This window comes from Rhizobium sp. RU33A, assembly GCF_900156055.1.
In the GTDB taxonomy this organism is placed as follows: Bacteria; Pseudomonadota; Alphaproteobacteria; order Rhizobiales; family Rhizobiaceae; genus Allorhizobium.
Genome location: NZ_FTMQ01000003.1, coordinates 1 through 21,158, shown reverse-complemented (window position 1 = coordinate 21,158; position 21,158 = coordinate 1). Strand labels below are relative to the sequence as shown.

Annotated in this window: 20 protein-coding genes and 1 other annotated feature; of the genes, 10 read left to right on the top strand and 10 right to left on the bottom strand. The window is 61.9% G+C overall.

What is annotated here, in order from left to right; translation table 11 throughout:
* The first annotated feature begins 247 nt into the window (after positions 1-247).
* Positions 248-1,273: a hydroxyacid dehydrogenase gene (locus BW978_RS10860; protein ID WP_076395033.1), complete on the top strand. Its 1,026-nt coding sequence runs from the start codon at positions 248-250 to the stop codon at positions 1,271-1,273.
* Between the two features lie 37 nt (positions 1,274-1,310).
* On the opposite strand, the gene BW978_RS10855 is transcribed toward BW978_RS10860, so the two are convergent.
* The 3 genes from BW978_RS10855 to BW978_RS10845 all read right to left on the bottom strand — a co-directional run bounded on the left by BW978_RS10855 (position 1,311) and on the right by BW978_RS10845 (position 5,270).
* The gene (locus BW978_RS10855) at positions 1,311-2,312 is read right to left on the bottom strand and encodes an NAD(P)H-quinone oxidoreductase (protein ID WP_076395031.1); all 1,002 of its coding nucleotides are present in this window, start codon (positions 2,310-2,312) and stop codon (positions 1,311-1,313) included.
* Between the two features lie 112 nt (positions 2,313-2,424).
* Complete coding sequence (locus tag BW978_RS10850) at positions 2,425-3,411, bottom strand: GNAT family N-acetyltransferase (RefSeq protein WP_076395029.1); 987 nt, start codon at positions 3,409-3,411, stop codon at positions 2,425-2,427.
* A gap of 59 nt (positions 3,412-3,470) precedes the next feature.
* Entirely contained in the window at positions 3,471-5,270 is a 1,800-nt protein-coding gene (locus BW978_RS10845; RefSeq protein ID WP_139330465.1) for a bifunctional diguanylate cyclase/phosphodiesterase, read from the bottom strand.
* Positions 5,271-5,618: 348 nt separating this feature from the next.
* Here BW978_RS10845 and betI point away from each other — a divergent pair, with 348 nt between their 5' ends.
* The 3 genes from betI to betA all read left to right on the top strand — a co-directional run bounded on the left by betI (position 5,619) and on the right by betA (position 9,704).
* Positions 5,619-6,251, top strand: coding sequence for a transcriptional regulator BetI (gene betI, locus BW978_RS10840; RefSeq protein ID WP_076395025.1), 633 nt, complete (start codon positions 5,619-5,621; stop codon positions 6,249-6,251).
* A 111-nt stretch (positions 6,252-6,362) separates the two neighbouring features.
* Positions 6,363-7,826: a betaine-aldehyde dehydrogenase gene (gene betB, locus BW978_RS10835; RefSeq protein ID WP_076395023.1), complete on the top strand. Its 1,464-nt coding sequence runs from the start codon at positions 6,363-6,365 to the stop codon at positions 7,824-7,826.
* Positions 7,827-8,051: 225 nt separating this feature from the next.
* Entirely contained in the window at positions 8,052-9,704 is a 1,653-nt protein-coding gene (gene betA / locus BW978_RS10830) for a choline dehydrogenase (protein WP_076395021.1), read from the top strand.
* Positions 9,705-9,778: 74 nt separating this feature from the next.
* On the opposite strand, the gene BW978_RS10825 is transcribed toward betA, so the two are convergent.
* Complete coding sequence (locus BW978_RS10825) at positions 9,779-10,921, bottom strand: alpha/beta hydrolase (RefSeq protein ID WP_076395019.1); 1,143 nt, start codon at positions 10,919-10,921, stop codon at positions 9,779-9,781.
* Between the two features lie 375 nt (positions 10,922-11,296).
* On the opposite strand from BW978_RS10825, the gene BW978_RS10820 reads away from it, so the two are divergent.
* The 3 genes from BW978_RS10820 (at position 11,297) to BW978_RS10810 (ending at position 14,253) form a co-directional block, all read left to right on the top strand.
* Positions 11,297-12,331, top strand: a complete 1,035-nt coding sequence (locus tag BW978_RS10820) for a TRAP transporter substrate-binding protein (protein ID WP_076395017.1) — start codon at positions 11,297-11,299, stop codon at positions 12,329-12,331.
* A 72-nt stretch (positions 12,332-12,403) separates the two neighbouring features.
* A complete protein-coding gene (locus tag BW978_RS10815) occupies positions 12,404-12,943 on the top strand; it encodes a TRAP transporter small permease (protein ID WP_076395015.1) in 540 nt (179 codons plus the stop codon).
* Positions 12,943-14,253: a TRAP transporter large permease gene (locus BW978_RS10810; protein WP_076395013.1), complete on the top strand. Its 1,311-nt coding sequence runs from the start codon at positions 12,943-12,945 to the stop codon at positions 14,251-14,253. The genes BW978_RS10815 and BW978_RS10810 overlap by 1 nt, the downstream gene beginning before the upstream one ends.
* Positions 14,254-14,260: 7 nt before the next feature.
* Here the strand turns inward: BW978_RS10810 and BW978_RS10805 are convergent, their stop codons facing one another.
* Positions 14,261-14,512: an Ada metal-binding domain-containing protein gene (locus BW978_RS10805; RefSeq protein WP_076395011.1), complete on the bottom strand. Its 252-nt coding sequence runs from the start codon at positions 14,510-14,512 to the stop codon at positions 14,261-14,263.
* Between the two features lie 253 nt (positions 14,513-14,765).
* Between BW978_RS10805 and BW978_RS10800 the strand changes: the two genes are divergently transcribed.
* A complete protein-coding gene (locus BW978_RS10800) occupies positions 14,766-15,446 on the top strand; it encodes a DUF2161 domain-containing phosphodiesterase (RefSeq protein WP_076396437.1) in 681 nt (226 codons plus the stop codon).
* On the opposite strand, the gene BW978_RS10795 is transcribed toward BW978_RS10800, so the two are convergent.
* The 5 genes from BW978_RS10795 to BW978_RS10775 all read right to left on the bottom strand — a co-directional run bounded on the left by BW978_RS10795 (position 15,430) and on the right by BW978_RS10775 (position 19,736).
* Positions 15,430-15,801 (bottom strand): hypothetical protein, encoded by a 372-nt coding sequence (locus BW978_RS10795; protein ID WP_076395009.1) that lies wholly within the window; start codon positions 15,799-15,801, stop codon positions 15,430-15,432. The two genes, BW978_RS10800 and BW978_RS10795, sit on opposite strands and share 17 nt — an antisense overlap.
* 116 nt (positions 15,802-15,917) lie before the next feature.
* Entirely contained in the window at positions 15,918-16,388 is a 471-nt protein-coding gene (locus BW978_RS10790; protein ID WP_076395007.1) for a DUF6644 family protein, read from the bottom strand.
* Positions 16,389-16,392: 4 nt separating this feature from the next.
* On the bottom strand, positions 16,393-16,770 hold the full coding sequence (locus tag BW978_RS10785; protein ID WP_244551966.1) for a DUF6152 family protein: 378 nt from the start codon (positions 16,768-16,770) through the stop codon (positions 16,393-16,395).
* A 185-nt stretch (positions 16,771-16,955) separates the two neighbouring features.
* Positions 16,956-18,443, bottom strand: coding sequence for a SulP family inorganic anion transporter (locus BW978_RS10780; RefSeq protein WP_076395005.1), 1,488 nt, complete (start codon positions 18,441-18,443; stop codon positions 16,956-16,958).
* 73 nt (positions 18,444-18,516) lie between these two features.
* Positions 18,517-18,572 (bottom strand) — a sequence feature (sul1 is cis-regulatory element that is thought to sense ions involved in sulfur or methionine metabolism; They are found in Alphaproteobacteria).
* 144 nt (positions 18,573-18,716) lie between these two features.
* A complete protein-coding gene (locus BW978_RS10775; protein WP_076395002.1) occupies positions 18,717-19,736 on the bottom strand; it encodes a sulfate ABC transporter substrate-binding protein in 1,020 nt (339 codons plus the stop codon).
* Positions 19,737-20,357: 621 nt separating this feature from the next.
* Between BW978_RS10775 and BW978_RS10770 the strand changes: the two genes are divergently transcribed.
* Both BW978_RS10770 and BW978_RS10765 read left to right on the top strand, forming a co-directional pair.
* Positions 20,358-20,597: a hypothetical protein gene (locus BW978_RS10770; protein WP_076395000.1), complete on the top strand. Its 240-nt coding sequence runs from the start codon at positions 20,358-20,360 to the stop codon at positions 20,595-20,597.
* Positions 20,598-20,699: 102 nt separating this feature from the next.
* The gene (locus BW978_RS10765; RefSeq protein WP_076394998.1) at positions 20,700-20,948 is read left to right on the top strand and encodes a hypothetical protein; all 249 of its coding nucleotides are present in this window, start codon (positions 20,700-20,702) and stop codon (positions 20,946-20,948) included.
* Positions 20,949-21,158 lie beyond the last annotated feature (210 nt).

Here is a 21,158-nt window from a genome sequence, read left to right as displayed (position 1 = left end):
CAATATCTCGACTGTCCACCTCTCAGCGGTGGCAATCGATCGGCGTCTTGGCGTTCAGACAATGCGAGGGAACATATCATCCGCTTCCAATAGACGCCTTTGGCCCTCAAGCCGTTCCATTCAGGCTCCGCTTTTCGCCTTCCACCGGCGAAGATATGGCCGGGCATGCCCCGCAAAGACGGCCTGCCATGCGAGAGGGTTTTCGCGCTAAGCTGCAACCAAGCAAAGATTCTCGAGGGAGGAAACAATGCGCCGCGATATCATTCTGGTCGATCCATTGCCGAGGACACTCGACCTGATCATGGAGCCGTCCGTCCGGGCTCGGCTCGAAGCGCTGGGCGAGGTAATCGTGTCGGAGGATCGCCCGATGCCGGCCGAAGACGTCGAGCGGTATCTTGCCGACACCGTCCTGATCTTCGGCCAGACCGACATGCCGAAAGAGCGTCTGGACAGGGCGCCGAGGCTGAAGGCGATCATCAATGTGGAATCGAATTTCCTGCCGAATATCGACTATCAGGCCTGTGTCGAACGCGGCATCTGGGTGATCACACCGGCCTCGGCCTTCGCCTCACCCGTTGCGGAGGCAGCACTTGCCATGGCGCTCGATCTCGCCCGCGGGATCACGGCGGCGGATCGTGATTTTCGCCAGGGCGTCGAGCGCTATGGGCTGGAGGGCAACGCGCACACCTTCCGTTTTGCCGGCGCACCCGTCGGCATCATCGGCTTTGGCGATCTCGGCCATGCATTTCGTGACCTGATCCGCCCGTTCAAGAACCGGGTTCGCGTCTTCGATCCCTGGCTTCCCCGGGAAATCATCGAAGGTCAGGATTGCGAGCCGTCGACGCTCGACGAGGTGCTCCGCGATAGCCAGGTGGTCTTCGTGTTTGCGAGCGTCACCAGCGAGAACGAAGGTTTCATCGGCAGACGAGAATTCGCGATGATGCAGCCGGGCGCGGCCTTCCTGCTGATGAGCCGGGCAGCCGTCGTCGACTTTTCGGCGATGATCGAGGCGGCGCAATCCGGTCATATCATGGTGGCAACCGACGTGTTTCCGGAGGAGCCTGTCGCGGCCGACGATCCCGTGCGCCAGGCGTCGGGCATTCTACTCTCGGCGCACAGGACCGGCGGCACGCGGGACGCCTTTTATGCGCTGGGCTCCATGGCCGTCGCCGATGCCGAACTGATCATGAAGGGCCTGCCGCCCCGCCTCTGCCGCCGCGCCGACCCGGCAACGGCCAGCCGGCTGAGGTCGAAGCCGGTGACGGTGTCGTGAGACTGGGGTCGGGGCACCTTTCTTGAAGCCGGCCCCGTCACCCCAGCTTCAGCACGATCTTGCCGATATGTTCTGAGCTTTCCATCAGCCGGTGCGCCTCGACGACTTGCTCGAAGGGAAGGACCGTGTGGACAACGGGGGCCATTTCGCCGCGCTCCAGGCGGGGCCAGACTTCCGTCATCAGGTCGTCGCGGATGGCGCGTTTTTCTTCCGGGCTGCGCGGGCGCATGGTCGAGCCGGTGACCGTGAGGCGCTTTGTCATGATCGGGGCGAGGCTCGCCTTCTCGACGGTCGAGCCGCCGAGGAAGGCGATGATCGAGAGGCAGCCGTCCTTGGCGAGGACTTGGAGGTTGCGGTCGAAATAGGCAGCACCGATCATGTCGAGCACGACATCGACGCCCCTGCCTTGGGTCTCTTCCTTGACGATCTCGACGAAATCCTCGGCCTTGTAGTTGATCGCCCTTGCTGCACCGAGATCCATGCAGGCGGCGCATTTTTCGGCCGAGCCGGCGGTGGTGTAGACGGTTGCGCCGAAGGACTTTGCGAGCTGGATGGCCGTCGTGCCGATGCCTGAGGATCCGCCATGGATGAGGACGGTCTCGCCTTCGGTCAGCCCGGCCATCTGGAAGAGATTGGCCCAGACGGTGAAGAAGGTTTCCGGCAGTGCTGCCGCCTTCACGGCATCGTATCCCTTCGGAAACGGCATGGCCTGGCTTGCCGGCACGGCGCAATATTCGGCGTAACCGCCGCCGTTTGCCAGCGCACAGATGCGGTCGCCGAGCTGGAAATCGGTGACGCCGGCACCCAGACCGACGATCTCGCCTGCGATCTCCAGGCCGAGAATGGGGCTTGCATCCTTAGGCGGCGGATAGGCGCCCTGGCGCTGGGCGACATCCGGCCGGTTGACGCCTGATGCCTCGACCCTGACCAGCACTTCGCCGGGCCTCGGGCTCGGCAGCGGCCCCTCGATGAGGTGCATGACCTCCGGACCCCCATGGGTGGGCAGGTCGACATGGCGCATGGTGGCGGGCAGAGACATGGGCGGGTTCCTCGGATCAATTGCTCAAGGTGAGGCATAGAGCCTCTGAAATGCGATGAAAAGGAGGCCCTTTGTCCGACGTGACAAATGGTATCGGGCGATCGGGCGGATCCTAGAGTTCGATCTGCAGGAAGGTAGCGATGGGGGTCTGTTCGTAGCTCCCGAAAGGGCCGCGGTCGCGGAAACCGACGCTTTCGTAGAGCCGGCGCGCCTCGACATTGCGGATGCCGACTTCGAGCACCACGGAGCGGATGCCGCGCTCCTTCGCCGTTTGCAGGAGACCGAGGAGGAGTTTGCGACCGACACCCTGCCCGGCATGTTGAGGGTCAACGATCATGCGCTTGAGTTCGGCTATGCCGTCGGGCAGGTCGATCAGGGCGGCGCAGCCGAGCGCCTGACGGGAAGCATCGCGGGCGACGAACATACGAGCTTCAGTGTCTGCCAGCGCTCGTCCTGTGAGTGGCCGCCGGAACTCGCCGGGATAGAGACGTGCAGCGACGGCATCCGATATCGCAAGCAAGCGGTCTATATCCGGCTGGTCCGCCGCTTCGACTGCAACGCAAATCGGCGTCGTCGCCAAGCCTTTCGCTTCAACTTCAAACTGTCGACCCGCGACAACGGCATCTATGAACGGCTCCTTGCCATCAAGATATTCGCGTATGCCGGAGATATTCTCGCGCTCCAGCCGAATCTTCAATCGCTCATATTCGCTGCGCAGGACCTCGTTGGCCCGCAATTTGTCGCGAAATGTCAGCAGATGCGCGATCTTCGCGTGAGACGCCTGGATCACGTGAAGCTTATGGGTCCTCAGACCGTCAATGTCGCGTTTGAAAAAGTGGTGACCCGGCGTCAGATCCCCGCCACGTCGATATCCGAGATCCTTGAGCTGTTGCTCCGTCGAGGCGGAGATTTCTGCCCCATGATAGACTGCCAGAATGTCGATCTCGGGTTTCGCGGAAAGGCGCGGCACCGCCGTGCTGCCGACATGGTGGATCTCGAACCGGCCAAACCCGAATGTCGACCTCAGTCTGGCCGCTTCTCTTTCAAAGCGGACCGGCCATTCGGGATCATAAGGCACAATCTGACTGGTTAAGGGCATGGCCCACCATAGACCGGCGTCGCCATGTCTTCCACGGATCGCAGCGGCGACAGCTGCTTTCAACCATCAATCAATCCGAAGGACAGCCCACCCTCATTCTCCTTCGCCTGCTTCTTCAAATCCGCGATCTCGCCGCTGATGCGGCTGACATCGTCGATGACGAGGCCGGCGGGGAGTTCCAGCACGCCGATCGAGCAGCGCATCAGGGGGAAATCACGTTCGAGACCCTGGCGATCAAGGCCCTTGATGTGGCCGGTCTGGCGATCGGTTTCGGAATAGAGGTCGATAACGTCGTCGTGGAAATCCGACAGCAGACGGTCGAGGATTTCGGTCAGCTCCTCGCGGGACCAGTCAGTGACGCCGATGAAGAAATCATCGCCGCCGACATGGCCAAGGAAATCGCCTTCAGAGAAGAAATAGCGCCGCAGGAGAGCGGCAAAGAGCGAGATCGCGTGGTCGCCCTGGTGAAAGCCGTAATGGTCGTTGAACGGCTTGAAGTGGTCGAAGTCGCAGTAGCAGAAGAAGCGGGCGCCATCGCCATCCAGCGCTGCGGAACGCATGAAATCGCGGATGGCGCGATTGCCGGGCAGGCTCGTCAGCGGGTTCTGGTCCTGGGCGGTCTTCAGCTGCTTCTCGCTCATGATGCGGATCAGCGAGGCGGCGGAGACGACGCCGGCATAGCGCATGTTTTCCGTCAGGATGACGCAGTCCGAGCCTTCCATATTGGCAAACATCGTCATCAACCGCTCGGCATCGGCATCCAGGCCGACGATCGGGGCGCGGTCAACGAAATGCGAGATGGAGCGCTCGTAGAGCTTGTTCTTCAGGAGATCCCGGCCGAAGGGCTGGTAGATGTATTCCTTGAGATGCCGCTCGTTGATGATGCCGCGGGGCTCGCCATTGGCATTGAGCACGGGGAAGAAGGACTGGCCGGGATTGCGGCGGAAGAGATCGAAGACGTGGTCGATGTTCTCGTGCTCGAATACGGTGGGCAGTGTCTCGATCTGCTTGCGGATCAGGATCTCATCGAGCGATTGGGTGGCGCGGCGGGCCTTGCCGACATCCTGGAGATGGGGAAAGGCGCTTTTCAGCTCCGAGACGATTGTGCTGGGGCGGGCGATATACCAGCCCTGAACCAGATCGACGCCGAATTCGCGGCAGGCGAGGAATTCCCCTTCCGTCTCGATGCCTTCGGCGATCACGCGCACACCCAGAACATGGCAGAAGTTGACGATGTTCTTGACGAGGTGGCGTTTGCGCGGATTGCTGTCGAGGCCGGCGATGAAATGGCGGTCGATCTTCACATAGTCGACGGGATAGTCGCAGAGCAGCTTCATCTCGCCATGGCCGACGCCGAAATCATCGATGGCGAGCTTGAAGCCGGAGCGGCGCAGGCGCTCGACCAGGGCTGCGAATTCCGGGACACGGGTGTTGTCGAAACGCTCGGAAAGCTCGAAGCAGACGGAGGACGGCGGCACATGGGCCTTGCGCAGCTGGTCGAGCAGGGTGTCGACCAGCGCATTGCCGTCGGGGATCAGGCGGACGTCGAGATTGAGAAAAAGGGTGGCGCCGGCGCAATCCGGCAGGGTCGCGAACTTGGCAAGCGCCCGACTTGCGACCATCTGTTCGAGGGCGAGAAGCTGGCCGGTCGAGGCCGCCTGGTCGAGCAGGTCGAGCGGGCTTTCGAAGCCGATCCTGTCATGGCCGCGCATCAGGCTCTCATGGCCGAAGACAGCACCTGTGCCGACCTCGACGATCGGCTGGAAGGCGTTTTCCACGACGAGCTTGGCCAGTGTGACGAGCTGGTCAGAGGCAAAACGCCTGAGCGCCCCCAAATCTTCCGCGACCCCCGCACCCATACGCGATACTCCCAGTATGCATTTGTTTTTATGGGCGGAAATGTGGCGGACCAATCGTCAATAAAGGCTTTCCGTAGTGTGACAATGGGATGAAAGTTTCACGGCACAACAACTGACGGAATGGCCGCTGTCTGCCCGGATCATAAGGCGAAAGGCCATGAAACGCAGGCGGTCCGGTGTGCCGTCCCGGGTCGCCACGCAACGGGATCGCAGCTTCGCGGCCCAGCTTCCTCGGCACGCTTTACCGTTAACGGTCGAGCTCTCCTGTCTCGCGGGGCGGCGTCAAAGACTTTTTTATTGATTGATCAGTCAATCAAAATTATCATGTGGCAAGACAGGAGAAGCCGGATGCCAAAGGTCGGAATGGAGCCAGTGCGCCGCAAAGCGCTCGTCGATGCCGCGTTGAAGACGATTGGCCATCACGGCTCGCTGACAGTCACCATGTCGGAGATCGCGCGCGAGGCGGGTGTTTCTCCTGCGCTGGCGCATCACTATTTCGGCTCGAAGGACCGGTTGCTGATCGAGACCATCCGCTCGCTGCTGCGGCAATTGCGGACGGATGCAGTCGAGGCGCTCGGCCGGGCGCAGACGCCGCGGGAACGGGTCTCAGCGGTGATCCGCATCTCCTTCAATGCCGACCAGTTCGACCAACAGGTGGTCGCCGCCTGGCTTGCCTTCTATTCGGAGGCGCAGCGCTCGGAAGAGGTTCGCCGGCTGCTGGCGCTCTATGCCCGGCGGCTGCAGTCGAACCTGATGTCCGGGCTGAAGCCGCTTTGTGGACCCGCCGACGCGAACCGCATCGCCGAAGGTGCTGCCGCCATGATCGACGGGCTCTATATCCGCCAGTCTCTGAAGGCAGCGCCGCTTTCGATTGATGCCTCTGTCGCATTGGTCGAGGATTATGTGACGGGGCAGCTCGCCTCCCACCCTCCCCTTGAGGGGGAGGGTCGGACCAAAGGTCCGGGGTGGGGTGAAGCATGAGCGCCGCAGACTGAACGAAACGACAGCAGAAGATCACCACCACCCGCCGCTTAGCGGCGACCTCCCCCTCAAGGGGGAGGTGGACAGCAAACACCCGTCTGGAGACAGGACATGAAAGCCCAACCGCAAGCCTCTCACTTCATCGACGGCGAGTATGTCGAGGATACCGACGGCACCGTCATCGAGAGCATCTATCCGGCGACCGGCGAAGTGATCGCACGGCTGCATACGGCAACGCCTGATATCATCGAGAAGGCGATTGCATCCGCCAAGCGGGCGCAGAAGGAATGGGCGTCCTGGAGCCCGGCGGCGCGCGGGCGCGTCTTGAAAAAGGCCGCCGAGATCATGCGGGAGCGTAATCGCGAGCTTTCCGAGCTCGAGACGCTCGACACCGGCAAGCCGATCCAGGAGACGATCGTGGCCGACCCGACGTCTGGTGCTGACAGCTTCGAATTCTTCGGCGGCATCATTGCGACTGCCATGAATGGCAGCCAGATCCCGCTTGGCGGCGACTGGGCCTATACCAAGCGCGTGCCGCTCGGCGTGGTCGTCGGCATCGGCGCCTGGAACTATCCGCAGCAGATCGCTTGCTGGAAGGGTGCACCGGCGCTTGCCGCCGGCAATGCGATTGTGTTCAAGCCGTCGGAAGTCACGCCGCTCGGTGCACTCAAGATCGCCGAGATCCTGATCGAGGCCGGTGCGCCGAAGGGTGTCTACAATGTCATCCAGGGCGACCGCGAGACCGGGCCGTTGCTGGTCAGCCATCCCGATGTCGCCAAGGTGTCGCTGACCGGCTCCGTGCCGACGGGGCGCAAGGTGGCGGGGGCGGCTGCCTCGCAGCTCAAGCACGTGACCATGGAACTGGGCGGCAAGTCGCCGATCGTCGTCTTCGACGATGCCGATATCGACAGCGCGATCTCGGGCGCGATGCTGGGCAATTTCTATTCGACCGGTCAGGTCTGCTCGAACGGCACGCGCGTCTTCGTGCACAAGGCGATCAAGGAGACCTTCCTGGCACGGCTGAAGGCACGCACCGAGGCGATCCTGATCGGCGATCCGCAGGACGAGGCAACCCAGATGGGGCCGATGGTCTCGCTCGCGCAGCGCGAGAAGGTCTTGTCCTATATCGACAAGGGCAAGGCAGAGGGCGCGACGCTTGTCACCGGCGGCGGCATTCCCAACAGCGTCACCGGCGAAGGTTTCTACATCCAGCCGACGGTGTTTGCCGATGTCACCGACGACATGACGATTGCGCGCGAAGAGATCTTCGGGCCTGTCATGTGCGTGCTCGATTTCGAGGACGAGGCGGAGGTGATCGCACGCGCGAACGCCACCGAATTCGGCCTGTCGGCCGGTGTGTTCACATCGGATTTCTCCCGCGCGCACCGGGTCGTGGATCAGCTGGAGGCCGGCACGCTGTGGATCAACACCTATAATCTCTGCCCGGTCGAAATCCCCTTTGGTGGTTCGAAGCAGTCGGGCTTCGGCCGCGAGAATTCGGCAGCAGCGTTGGAGCATTATTCCGAACTGAAGACGGTTTATGTCGGCATGGGTAAGTGCGAGGCGCCGTATTGATCCTCCACCTCCCCCTTGAGGGGGAGGTCGCGCGGCACGCGCGGGTGGGGGTGACGGGCAACACTGATCCAGCGTCAAGATCACCCCACCCCGGCACTGCGTGCCGACCCTCCCCCTCAAGGGGAGGGTGTTGAGACGCCGCCGTCGCGCGATCCGCTCTGCTCCCTGGGGACGAGGACGAGAGGTGAACGGGCGCACTAGGGCAAGTTTGTTTTGGGGATAGGCATGAAAAGCGCAGATTTCGTCATCATCGGCTCAGGCTCAGCAGGGGCTGCCATGGCCTACCGCCTGTCGGAGGACGGCAAGAACACGGTCATCGTGCTGGAATTCGGCGGGTCGGACATCGGACCCTTCGTGCAGATGCCGTCTGCGCTTGCCTATCCGATGAACATGGAGCGCTACAACTGGGGCTACATGACCGAGCCCGAGCCGCATTTGAACAATCGCCGGATGATTGCGCCGCGTGGCAAGGTGATCGGCGGTTCCTCGTCGATCAACGGCATGGTCTATGTGCGAGGCCACGCGGAGGATTTCAACCGCTGGGAAGAGATGGGCGCCACCGGCTGGGGTTATGCCGACGTGCTGCCCTATTTCAAGCGACAGGAAAGTTCGCATGGCGGCGAAGAGGGCTGGCGCGGGACCGACGGGCCGCTGCATGTGCGGCGCGGCGAGGTGAAGAACCCGCTTTACCGCGCCTTCATCGAGGCCGGGCGGCAGGCAGGCTTCCCGGTCACCGAAGACTATAACGGCCGGCAACAGGAAGGCTTCGGCCTGATGGAGCAGACGAGCTGGCAGGGGCGGCGCTGGTCGACGGCGAATGCCTATCTGAAACCCGCTCTGAAACGGCCGAATGTCTCGCTGATCCGCTGTTATGCCCGAAAGGTCGTGATGGAGGGCACCCGCGCCGTCGGCGTCGAGGTCGAGATCGGCGGCAAGATCGAAATCGTCAGGGCGAACCGCGAGGTGATCGTTGCGGCCTCAGCCTTCAACTCGCCGAAGATCCTGATGCTCTCGGGCATCGGGCCTGCCGCGCATCTCCAGGAGATGGGCATTCCGGTCGTCGCAGACCGTCCGGGCGTGGGGCAGAACCTGCAGGACCATCTGGAATATTACCACCAGTTCAAGTCGAAGCTGCCGATCACGCTGCATTCGAAGAACAACTGGTTCTGGATGGGGATCGTCGGCGCCCAGTGGCTGTTCTTCAAGAAGGGCTTGGGCACCTCCAACCAGTTCGAGGCGGCGGCCTTCATCCGATCGGCGGCGGGGGTCAAATGGCCCGACATCCAGTATCACTTCCTGCCGATCGCGATCTCCTATGACGGCAAGTCGGCGGTGGGCGGGCATGGTTTCCAGGCGCATGTCGGCTACAACATGTCTAAGTCGCGCGGCTCGGTGACGCTGCGCTCGCCTGACGTGAAGGATACGCCGGTGTTGCGCTTCAACTATATGAGCGACCCGGAGGACTGGGTGAAGTTCCGCCATGCGGTGCGTGTCACCCGCGAAATCTTTGCCCAGAAGGCCTTCGATCCCTATCGCGAGGCGGAAGTGGCGCCGGGGCCGAAGGTGCAGTCGGACGAGGAGATAGACGCCTATCTTCGGGAACATCTGGAAGGCGCCTATCATCCCTGCGGCACGTGCAAGATGGGCCGCGCGGATGATCCGATGGCGGTTGTCGATCCGACGACCAAGGTGATCGGTGTTGAAGGCCTGCGCGTGGCGGATAGTTCGATCTTCCCGCATGTCACCTATGGCAATCTGAACGGCCCTTCGATCATGACGGGGGAGAAGGCGGCGGACCATATCCTGGGCAGGCAGCCCCTGCCCCGTTCCAATCAGGAACCGTGGATCAACCCGCGCTGGGAAGTGAGCGACCGGTAAAGGTCCTTTGATGACGCGGGACTGACCTGCGCACGTCGCGTTGCAATGCACCCATAGCTCCGCTCAGCGCACCGTCATTGCTGACGCAACACCCGGGCGGCGAGCGAGAAGGGACTGGACACTGTCTGGGCGGCGGCGTCCAGCACGAAGGCGCCGGCATCGCCAAGCGTCGCGCTCGAGTTCGGCTTGCCGAGGGTCGCGGCCAACTGCTTCACATCGAAGAAGCGGTTATGATTGGTCGCATCGACGGATTCGAGCGAAGAGATATCGATGACCGTCATGCCATAGCGCCTGGCCGCTTCTGCCACTTCGGGATTGCGCGCGTCCAGCGCTCCGACACGCTGGGTACCGGCGCCGAGAATGCTTGACACCTGCAGCGCCCGGTCGTCCGGCGAGACGAGAATGGTGATCGGGATGCGCATGCGACCGATGACGTCGAGCTGGGCCGTGAAGACATCTTCGTCGATGTCGGGCGCTGCCATGATGACCCTCAGTCGATCGAGAACGTCCCCCTTGCCCTGCAGTCTCAACTGTCGCAGGGCCTCGACCGTCAGCCAGCCGCCCATGGAATGGGCGAAGACGTCGACCTCACCGTTTCGTGCACGCACCATGTCGGCCAGCAGGTCCGCCAGCGCATCGCGGGAATAGGTAGCCGCTTCCTTGTCGGCGACATAGGCCGGCAGCGCAGCGAGAGACGGCCAGGAGAACAGCACCGGCGTGCCGTCGAGATTGCTATCCGTCTTCAGCTGGGCAAGTCGGAACAGCGCTTCCTGGAAATTGTAGTTGTAGCCGTGCACGAAGACGACGGGCGGGGCAGCCTCTCGGGCGCGGATTGCCTGCAGGAGGCCGGGGCGATCCAGCACCGACTGCGACACGACGGCGAAATCGGTCTTCGGATCGACCTTACGGCCGGGCTTCGGCCATTCGATATTGGCCGGCTGATGGTTCGGCGGGATGGAGACAGCAAAGCTCGCGTAATTGGGCTCGCGGGTCTTGGTTGTGGTGAAAACGTTCTCGCCGGGCTGGGCACGATCACGGGTGGTTACCGTGTAGAGCGTTTCGACCCGACTGGGCTTGTAGTCACCCAGCGCCACCGTGCCGAGCGTCTCCGGCCCCGGACGGCCGGCACAGGCACTGAGCCCCGTAGCCGAAAGCAGGCAGAGCGCCACGAAGGCCGCGCGTGACCGCTGGTGGGGGCCGAAGGAAAGAAGACGCATCCGGGATCATCCTTGCAGATCGACAATCGCCCGCCACACGTCGTCATGACCGGGCCGGAGCGGCGAGCTATAACCGGAGACGAGGTTGGAGCCAAGGCCCGGTAGCCGGCCCGTCGTCACGATCGCGGCAAGCGGCTGCAAAGCGCGACTTTGAACAGCGCAATCCATACATGTTTGGTTATGGTTTCCGGCCACATAATTATTTGCGTGCCCGCATCCCATCTGTAATCATAACTGACAAGGAAGAGTCTGCCGGATGGGAGTGAGGAACCGGGCGACGCGATCTTTACATGACTTGGCTAGTCATGTTTTCTGATTGCTCTGTTGCCTCGAGCCGGTCGGTTTTTCCAGATCAACAAGACATGGGAGGAAATCATGTTGCGCCAGTTTCTTATCGCCGGACTGTCCGGTGCCGCATTGTCGATGATGGCGTCCGCCAGCTTCGCCGCCGACGTTACCCTCAAGCTTCACCAGATGTTGCCGCCACAGGCGACGATCCCGGCCAAGGTGCTGCAGCCCTGGGCCGAGAAGATCCAGGCCGATTCCGGTGGCCGCATCGCCGTGGAGCTTTATCCTGCCATGCAGCTCGGCGGCAGACCGGCCGACCTCGTGGACCAGGTGAAGGATGGCGTGGTCGATCTGACCTGGACACTCTTCGGCTACACCCCCGGCCGCTTCCCGAAGTCGGAAGCCTTCGAGCTTCCTTTCATGGTGACGACAGCCGAGGCCACCTCGGTCGCCTTCCAGGAATATTACGAGAAGCACCTCAAGGACGAGTTGACCGACTACCACGTGCTGGCGGTCCACACCCATGGTCCAGGCCTCATCCACACCATCGCCTCCAAGCCGGTCGAAAAGCTCGAGGACATGCAGGGGCTGAAGCTGCGCGGCACCTCGAAGGTGATCAACCAGATGCTCGAAGCCATGGGCGCGTCTGCCGTCGGCATGCCGGTCACGGCCGTCCCGGAAAGCCTGTCCAAGAGCGTCATCGACGGCTCGGTCGTCCCGTGGGAAGTGACGCCCGCGATCAAGATCGCCGAACTCGCGCCGAACCACACCGGCTTCTCCGGTCCGAATGGACTTTACACCGGCACCTTCGTGTTCGCGATGAACAAGGACAGCTATGACGCGATGCCGGACGACCTGAAGAAGGTGATCGACGACAATTCCGGCAAGGAACTCGCACGTCTCTTCGGACAGGCCATGGATGAAGGCGATATCCGCGGCAAGGATATTGCCGAGAAGAACGGCAACAAGATCATCGCCTTGGATGAAGCCGAGACTGCACGCTGGAAGGCTGCGGGCGAAGCCGTGACCAAGGCCTGGATCGCCGAAATGGACGGCAAGGGTCTCGACGGCACGACGCTCTACAACGACGCGCTTTCGCTCATCCAGGCCAATACCCAATAACCTCCCCGCCTTGTCCGGGCGCTTGTCGGAAGGCGCCCGGACCCTTTGCACAGACTTTCAAAGGACATTCTGATGGCGACTGCTGTTTCCACCAGCTTCGAACGATTGGAGCGGGCTTGCCATAGCCTGGCCTCCGCCCTCGTCCTGTTCGGCGGCTTCTGTCTCGTGGTTGCCTGCGCGCTGACCGTCGCCTCGATCGTCGGCTCGGTCACCATCCGCCCCCTGCCCGGCGAAATCGAACTGGTCGAAGCGCTGTGCGGCCTCGCGGTCTTTGCCTTCCTACCCTTTTGCCAGTTGAAGCGTGGTCATGTCGGCGTCGACATCCTGATCTCTGCCTTCGGCCCGAAGGCGATGAACTGGACGCAGCTCATCGGCGACATCGTGATCGCCATCCTGATCGGGCTCGTCACCTGGCGCCATGCCATCGGCACCATGGACAAGTTCGGCAATGGCGAAACCACGCCGCTGCTTCTTCTGCCTGTCTGGTGGGGCTTTGCCATCGCGCTTGCCCTTCTTGTCGCCAATCTCCTCGTCTGCCTGTATGTGATCGCTGCCGATATCCGCGACATCCGCCGCGGCAAGACGATCGTCGCTGCGATGGGAGCGCACTGATGAGCAGCATTGAAATCGGCCTCTGGTCTTTTCCCGTCCTCATTCTGCTGATTTTCCTGCGCGTGCCGATTGGCGCCGCCATGCTGGCGACCGGCATCGTCGGCACCTATCTGGTGCTCGACCGCTGGACGCCAATCCTGGCGCAGATGAAGGTTCTGGCCTGGAACACGAACGCGAATTACTCGCTGTCGATCATCCCGCTCTTCCTGCTGATGGGCCAGTTCGCGGCCCGCGGCGGCATGAGCCAGGCCCTGTTCAACGCGGCGGCGGCCTTTGTCGGCCATCGCAAGGGCGGGGTTGCCATGGCGGCGATCGGAGCGTCTGCCGGCTTCGGCTCGATCTGCGGCTCATCGCTCGCGACCGCTGCGACCATGGCGCAGGTGGCGCTTCCGGAACTGAAGCGCAACGGCTATGCCGGCGGGCTCGCAACCGCGACGCTGGCCGCCGGCGGCACGCTCGGGATCCTCATCCCGCCCTCCGTCGTGCTGGTCATCTATGCGATCCTCGCCGAGCAGAACATTGCAAAGCTCTTCCTCGCAGCCTTCGTGCCGGGGATCATCGCGGCGATCTCCTATCTCGTCGTCATCGCCATCTATGTCCGTCTGAAGCCGGAAAGTGCAGGCCAGGCACCGCGTATTCCTTGGAAGGACCGCGTCCCTGCCCTGATTGCCGTCTGGCCGGTCGTCGCGATCTTCTTTGCGGTCGTCGGCGGCATCTATCTCGGCTGGTTCACGCCGACGCAGGCCGCCGCCGTGGGTGCCGTGGGTGCCGGCCTCGTTGCCTTTGCCAATGGCGGTCTCGACCGCCAGTCGCTCGCGGCCTGCTTCAAGGAGACGGCGGTTTCCACCGGCATGATCTTCTTCATCATTCTCGGCGCCTCGGTGTTCAACTCCTTCCTCGCCTTCTCACGCCTGCCGCAAGTGGGCGCGGAATGGGTGACGGCACAGGGCTTTGCACCGATGACCGTGCTGATCATCATTCTCGTGCTCTACATCATCTTCGGCTGCATCATGGACTCGCTCTCCATGATCGTGCTCACCATCCCGATCTTCTTCCCGATCGTGACGGCGATGGATTTCGGCATGAGCCCGGAGCACTTTGCCATCTGGTTCGGCATCCTGGTGCTGATGGTCGCCGAGATCGGCATGATAACGCCACCGGTGGGCTTAAATCTCTTCATCATATCGGCCATGTCGCGCGACGTGCCGATCCGTGAGACCTACAAGGGTATCGTGCCCTTCGTCGGCGCTGATGTCTTCCGCATCGTGCTTCTGACGGCCTTTCCGATCATCTCGATCTTCCTGGTGTGAGAAGGCGTTAGAGCCGCTCGGCCCAGGTTTCGGGCTGGTCCGGACGACACCGCAGACAGGCCCTGAAGCCGCCCTCACGGGCGGCTTCAGGCGTTTGAAGGGAGACGAGGCTCTCTCGCCGTGCCGGACGCGATGGACAGGACGGACGGCAGAAGATCCGGGTCGAGAGCACACCGTAGACAAAGAGGCCGTCCATCGCAGCGTCCCGGATGCGGACTGCCTGCCAGCGGGCATTGTCGTCTGTCAAATCAGGTTTCATGCGGGACTTCCTTTCAGACACAGGGTCCAAGGATCGTTGGACAAGACCGGAGGAACCACCCGTTTCCTGCGTCGCACATGCGATTTCCTGATGACGCTCACCGACAAAGCAGGCTAGAGCATCTCCGGTGATACGAGATCACCGGAGATGCTCTATCTATTTGTTTTTACGCAGTCTGGACGCAAAACCGCTAACGCACTTTTGCTGGACGTGCTCTATGTGTCAGCTCTTGCGCAACCTGATCCCGAGTTCCATGGAAACCTCGCTCTACGCTCCCGTCAAAGCCTTCCTCGAACAGGCGGGTTACACCGTGAAGGGCGAGATCGGCGGCTGTGATCTCGTGGGCCTCAGCGACGAGGATCCACCCGTTATGGTCGTCTGCGAGCTGAAGCTCAGTTTCAATCTCGAACTCATCCTGCAGGCTGTCGATCGTGCATCCGTCGCCGACGAGCTCTGGATCGCTGCGCGCATTTCGGCCAAGGGCAAGGGCCGCGAGAGCGACAAACGCTACCGCGATCTCTGCCGCAGGCTCGGCATCGGCATGCTCGGCGTTGCCGACAACGGCACGGTCAATGTCATCGTCGCATCCGTCACGCCGATGCCGCGGACCAATCCGAAACGGCGCTCTCGCCTGATGCGCGAGCACCAGAAGCGCCGAGGGGATCCGGTCATCGGCGGCAGCACGCGCATACCGCAAATGACCGCCTATCGCCAGCAAGCGCTGGGCTGCGCGGCGGCGCTTGCCGCAGGTCCGAAGAAGGTGCGCGACATCAGGGCGAGCGTTCCCGAGGCAGGCAAGATCCTGCAGGGCAATGTCTATGGCTGGTTCGAACGGGTGGACCGCGGCGTCTATGGGCTGACACCTGCGGGGCTGGAGGCGCTCGCACGGTGGCAGAACGGAAACGCCCGCTCGTCCGTCACGCCTTCCTGCTAAACAGGATCACTGCAAAAAGCAGAACGCCTGCGAAAGTCACCAGCGAGGAGATTGCGACGACGGGCTCGAGCGCCGGATTGCCGGTCAGCATCAGGAACAGCGAAGGTGCCATGACCAGGATGCCCAGCGTGTAGAGCATATACTGGATCCTGGCGATGCGGCTCGCGGCCTGTACCGGGTTCAGCGCATAGTAGATGCCGAAAATCGCCATCGTCACCCAGCCGAGCAGGTTGATATGCGCATGCGCGCCCGTCGCCTCGAACTTGTGCGTGATCGACATGTAGAGGCCAAGACAGATGCCGGCGATCAGAAACAGAATGGCCGTGCGGAAGTACCAGATGGAAAGTTGTGGCATGTTGAAATCCCCCGAAACAACGGTCGCAGAGTAACACCACTCGGTTGCTGCGCAAACAAGCTGACAACCGTCATTTTCGGGTGGACCGAGGGCACGAAGTCTCAGACCGGAGACTTTCAGAGGAAGCCGATCCAGCGGCCGGCGAGGACGGCCGACAGCCAGATCGTCAGCGAGAAGACAGCCCCGAGTTTTAGCCGAAGCGAGGCCTGTTTTCCGACGATCATCTCGGCCCAGTCACGGGAGAGATGAAGAGAGACGGCATTGGCCGTTCCGAGCCCGACGAGCAGGAGCTTGATCAAGAAGGCTGTGTTGCCGGCATATTCCACCGGACGCACGGAAAACAGGATCGCCCCCGTCAGCACGGCGCAGACAAGGGCCACGGCTGCAATGCGCGAGAACAGTTCGGCCGTTTCGGCGAGCGGGAGGCTCTTGAACCGGCCGAGCAGACGTAGATCGAGGAATACGCTTGCGCCGATCAGCATGGCCAGCGACAGGATATGGCCGGCATTGGCGAAGATGTAGAGCGTAGGCGAGCGGATCAGCGCCCGCGCCACAGACGTCTCGCCAAGAGCTGCCAGCCATTCCATGCCGTCAGTTGGTCACGATGCGGCTTGGATAGATGTCGTAGTTCTTGCCCTCGACGACGACACGCACCGCCTTCAGGCGCTTTTCATCCGGATCGAGCGAGCGGTTGCCGCGCACGGTGATCTCGTCGCCGACAGCGACGACGCCCTCGACGAATCCGGAGCGCTGGGTCTGGTTCGGATTGCCAAGTTCGATGCGCCAGGAGCCTTCTGCTGTCTCCAGTTCGAGCGTCGGATGCGGCGGGGCAAAGGAGATGGTGGTGATTGTGCCGGTCAGGTCGATCTGGTCGGCCTCGGCCCAGGACCAGCCGTGATGGGCCAGGGCGGCACCGGCAAAGAGTGCGGCGCCGGCCAGGGCCGAGAGGGACAGCGTGGACTTGGGCATGGACTTGGGCATGGACGGCAGGGAACGTGCGCGGGTCATGATTGTCTCCAGATTTGGTCACAGCTACTCTCAAGGGTAGTGCGCGGATCCGGATTTGCGACCTCACCTTTGCTTGATCGCAAGGTGAGGTCGGGAAAGGACGCCGGTTTCCCGGCGCCCCTGCCCTCATTTCAGTGCAAGGCAGCTCAGTGCAAGGCAGCGCTGGCTGCGAGGCGCTCGTCCTTGTCGTGCAGGGCGAAGCGGTCGACCATGTCGGCGCTTGCCTCGTTGAAGCCGAGGACCTCGACCTCGATGCCGGCCTTGCGGTATTTCAAGACGATCTTGTCGAGCGCGCCAACGGCGGTGATGTCCCAGAGATGGGCGGCGGTCACGTCAATGACGATCTTGCTTGCCCTCTCCGAGAAATCGAAGGCGTGGATGAAGCTCTCGGCCGAGGCGAAGAAGATCTGGCCGGTGACGCGGTAGGTAACGGCGCCGGAGGCTTCTTCGCTATGGCGGGTGACGCGGAAGAGTTTTGCCACCTTGCCGGCGAAGAAGATGCCGGAGAGCAGCACGCCGACGATGACGCCCTTGGCGAGGTCGTGGGTTGCGACCACGGTCACGACCGTTGCCAGCATGACGACGGAGGACTGCCAGGGATTGCGGCGGAGATCGAGGATCGAGCGCCAGGAGAAGGTGCCGATCGAGACCATGATCATGATGGCAACGAGGGCTGCCATCGGAATGATGCGAACGAGATCGTCGAGCACCACGATCAGGAAGAGCAGGAAGGCGCCGGCGACGAAGGCCGACAGGCGTCCGCGGCCGCCCGAGGTGACGTTGATGACCGACTGGCCGATCATGGCGCAGCCGCCCATGCCGCCGATCATGGCGGAGGCGATATTGCCTGTGCCCTGGCCGATGCATTCCTGGCTCTTGTTGCTCGGCGTATCCGTCATGTCGTCGACGATCTGGGCTGTCAGCAGCGATTCCAGCAGGCCGACTGCGGCAAGCGTGATCGAATAGGGCAGGATGATCTGCAATGTCTCAAGCGTGAGCGGCACATCCGGCAGCAGGAAAACGGGCAGCGTCGAGGGCAGCTCGCCGAGGTCGGCGACGGTGCGCAGGTCCATGCCGGTCCACCAGGCAAGCGTCGTCAAGACGATGATGGCGACCAGCGGCGACGGGATCGCCTTGGTCACATAGGGGAAGAGGTAGATGATCGCGAGGCCGCCCGCGATCATGGCATAGGTCAGGCCCGGCACGCCGATCAGTTCCGGCAGCTGCGCCATGAAGATCAGGATGGCGAGCGCGTTGACGAAGCCAGTGATGACCGAGCGCGAGACGAAGCGCATGACGCGGCCGAGCTTCAGGAAGCCGGCGAGGATCTGGATCACGCCCATCAGGATTGTGGCGGCGAAGAGATATTGCAGCCCGTGTTCCTTGACGAGTGTCACCATGATGACGGCGGTGGCTGCGGTGGCGGCAGAGATCATGCCGGGACGGCCGCCGACGAAGGCGGTTACGCAGGCAATGGCGAAGGAGGCATAAAGGCCAACCTTGGGATCGACGCCAGCGATAACCGAGAAGCCGATGGCTTCGGGAATGAGGGCGAGCGCCACGACGATGCCGGAGAGAATGTCGCCACGGATGTTGGAGAACCACTCGCGGCGGTACTGGATAAGTGTTTGCATTGTTGATTTTTCACAGTTGTTGCAACGGTCCGAGAGGGTCTCGGGCCAGGAAAAGAAAATGGTTGCGTTGCTGTGTTGTCTGGCGGATCGGCGGCCAGAAGAGCCACCCGGATTTTCACCGGGTCCTTGTGGATGAGGTTCTGTAGCGGAAAAGCTGCTGCGGCGCAACGACAGGCGACGGCTGGAGGGCAAGAGGCTGTCGCTACGCATTCTCTAAAAACAAAGAAGGCGGCCCTTGCGGAGCCGCCTTCCTGCCTCGGGAGGAGCCGCCCGTCAGGGGCGGTAGATCTGGTCGAAGACACCGCCTTCGCCGAAATGCTCCGGCTGCGCTTTGGCCCAGCCGCCGAAAAGCGGATCGTCGATGGTGGCGAGATCGAGCTTGGGCAGTTCGGGGCCGGAGCCTGCGGCCACGAGATCCGGACGCGAGGGGCGGTAGAAGTGTTTGGCGGCAAGCGCCTGACCTTCGGCTGAATAGAGGTAGTTCAGATAGGCTTCCGCCTCTCTGCGGGTGCCCTTCTTGTCGACGTTGACGTCAACAACGGCGACCGGCGGTTCGGCGAGGATCGACAACGACGGGGTGACAATGTCGAAACTGTCGGCGCCGAATTCCTTGCCGGCGAGATAGGCCTCGTTTTCCCAGGAGATCAGCACGTCGCCGATCTCGCGCTGGGCAAAGCTCGTCAGTGAGCCGCGGGCACCGGTATCGAGCACGGGCGCGCGGCGGTAGATCTCGGCGATATAGTCGCGGATCTTCTGCTGGTCGCCACCGAATTCCTTGTTGGCCCAGGCCCAGGCGGCGAGATAGTTCCAGCGCGCGCCGCCCGAGGTCTTCGGATTGGGCGTGACGATCTGCACGTCACCCTTCACCAGATCGCCCCAATCCTGGATGCCCTTCGGATTGCCCTTGCGTACCAGGAAGACGATGGTCGAGGTGTAGGGCGAGGAATTGTTCGGCAGGCGGGCACGCCAGTCAGTCGCGATCAGCTTTGCCCGCTCGGAGATGATGTCGATATCGCTTTGCAGGGCGAGTGTGACCACATCGGCTTCAAGGCCTTCCATCACGGCGCGCGCCTGGCGACCCGAGCCGCCATGCGACTGGCTGATCGTTACCGTTTCTCCAGCCTCGGTCTGCCAGTGTTTGGCAAAGGCGGTGTTGAACTCGGCGTAGAACTCGCGCGTCGGATCATAGGAGACGTTCAGAAGCTCCGCAGCGCCTGCCGGCAGCACAAGGCCGGTGGACAGGCTCAGTCCGACGAGAAACGCCGCAAGATTTTTCCCAATGCACTTTTTCATTTGTGCCTCCTCTCTGGCGTTAACGATTTAAGACTACCCAAAAGGTCGTCTTAGTCAACGCTGCCCGGAAAATAGCAAAACAATGCTCGCATTAGGCGGCGGAGGCGAACTGGAATCGCTACCGGTGATGCGGATCATGGAGAAATTCTGTCGCGATATCGTCGAGGGACGAAATGCGGGAGGCCGCTCGCGGCCGCAGAGAGTGGTTCGGGGGCAAACTCTTTGCCTGTCGCAGGCTTCTGCTGACCTCTGCATCAGGCTGACACGATGTGCCGCCGCAAAGCCGTTCGCGGGGGATCCACGCGGGATGGCGGTGCCTCTGTCCGGCTATCTTGGGTATCCGCGATCGCCCCCTTTCACCCCACAAAACTGTCACAAAAGGGTGATGATGACAAAAAATAATCGTTGTATGTCATAGTTAAATGACGGTGTATTTCCAGACTAACCCACTGTTTTTCCTTACCTCCCCCTTCAAGTATCCTCCGTGATACCGGGTACTTTCACCGAACCAATCAGTTCGATTGTGCGCAAAGGGGTATTGATTTCCAAACCGCCATACGCCAAATACATATCATCGAACCGAGCAGTTCGATAAAGCAAGGTTCTAAAGGCTTACACACTATGAAGACCATCGCAGCAGCACTCCTGACCACCATCGCAGCCGCTTCGGCCGCTTTCGCGATCGAGCCAGTCCCAGGCTCAATCACCTATGGCGGTGCGCAGCCAAGGCTCGAACAGGCACCCGCCGGTTCGAACTTCTTCCACACCTTCTATCTCAACGGCACGGAAGTCCATGAGATCTACAAGGTGAATACAGACCGGACCGTCTCCATCGTCTCCCGTTCCATGGCGAACGACTGACGGCACAATAGACGATCCTCATCACGGGTAGATGCTACCCATCAATACAATCTAGAGCTGAATGCCTGAGGCTGAGCTCAATTCAAGATAAGGAAAACGACCATGAAGACCATCATCTCCGCAGCCCTGATTACCCTCGCAGCCGGCTCGGCCGCTTTCGCCTCCGTCCAGCCGATCCCAGGCTCGATCACTTACGACAACGCCAATGTTCAGCTGGAGCGGGCACCGGCCGGTTCGACCTTCTTCCACACCTTTGCCAACGGTGACGGCCGCGACGTTCGCGAAGTTTACAAGGTCAATGCCGACAAGTCGGTGACCCTCGTCAACCGCACCGTTTCGAACGCTTCTTAATCCGAAGCGCCTGAACTAACGCGCCTCTTGAAGACGCAAAAGACCTCCAGCGGCAGGCTCGGCCCTCTCCACCGCCCCGAGCCGCCGCCACACAAGAACGCACAAAGGAACTAAGACCATGAAGACCATCATCTCTGCCGCCCTGATCACCCTCGCAGCCGGTTCGGCCGCTTTCGCCTCCGTCCAGCCGATCCCGGGCTCGATCACCTA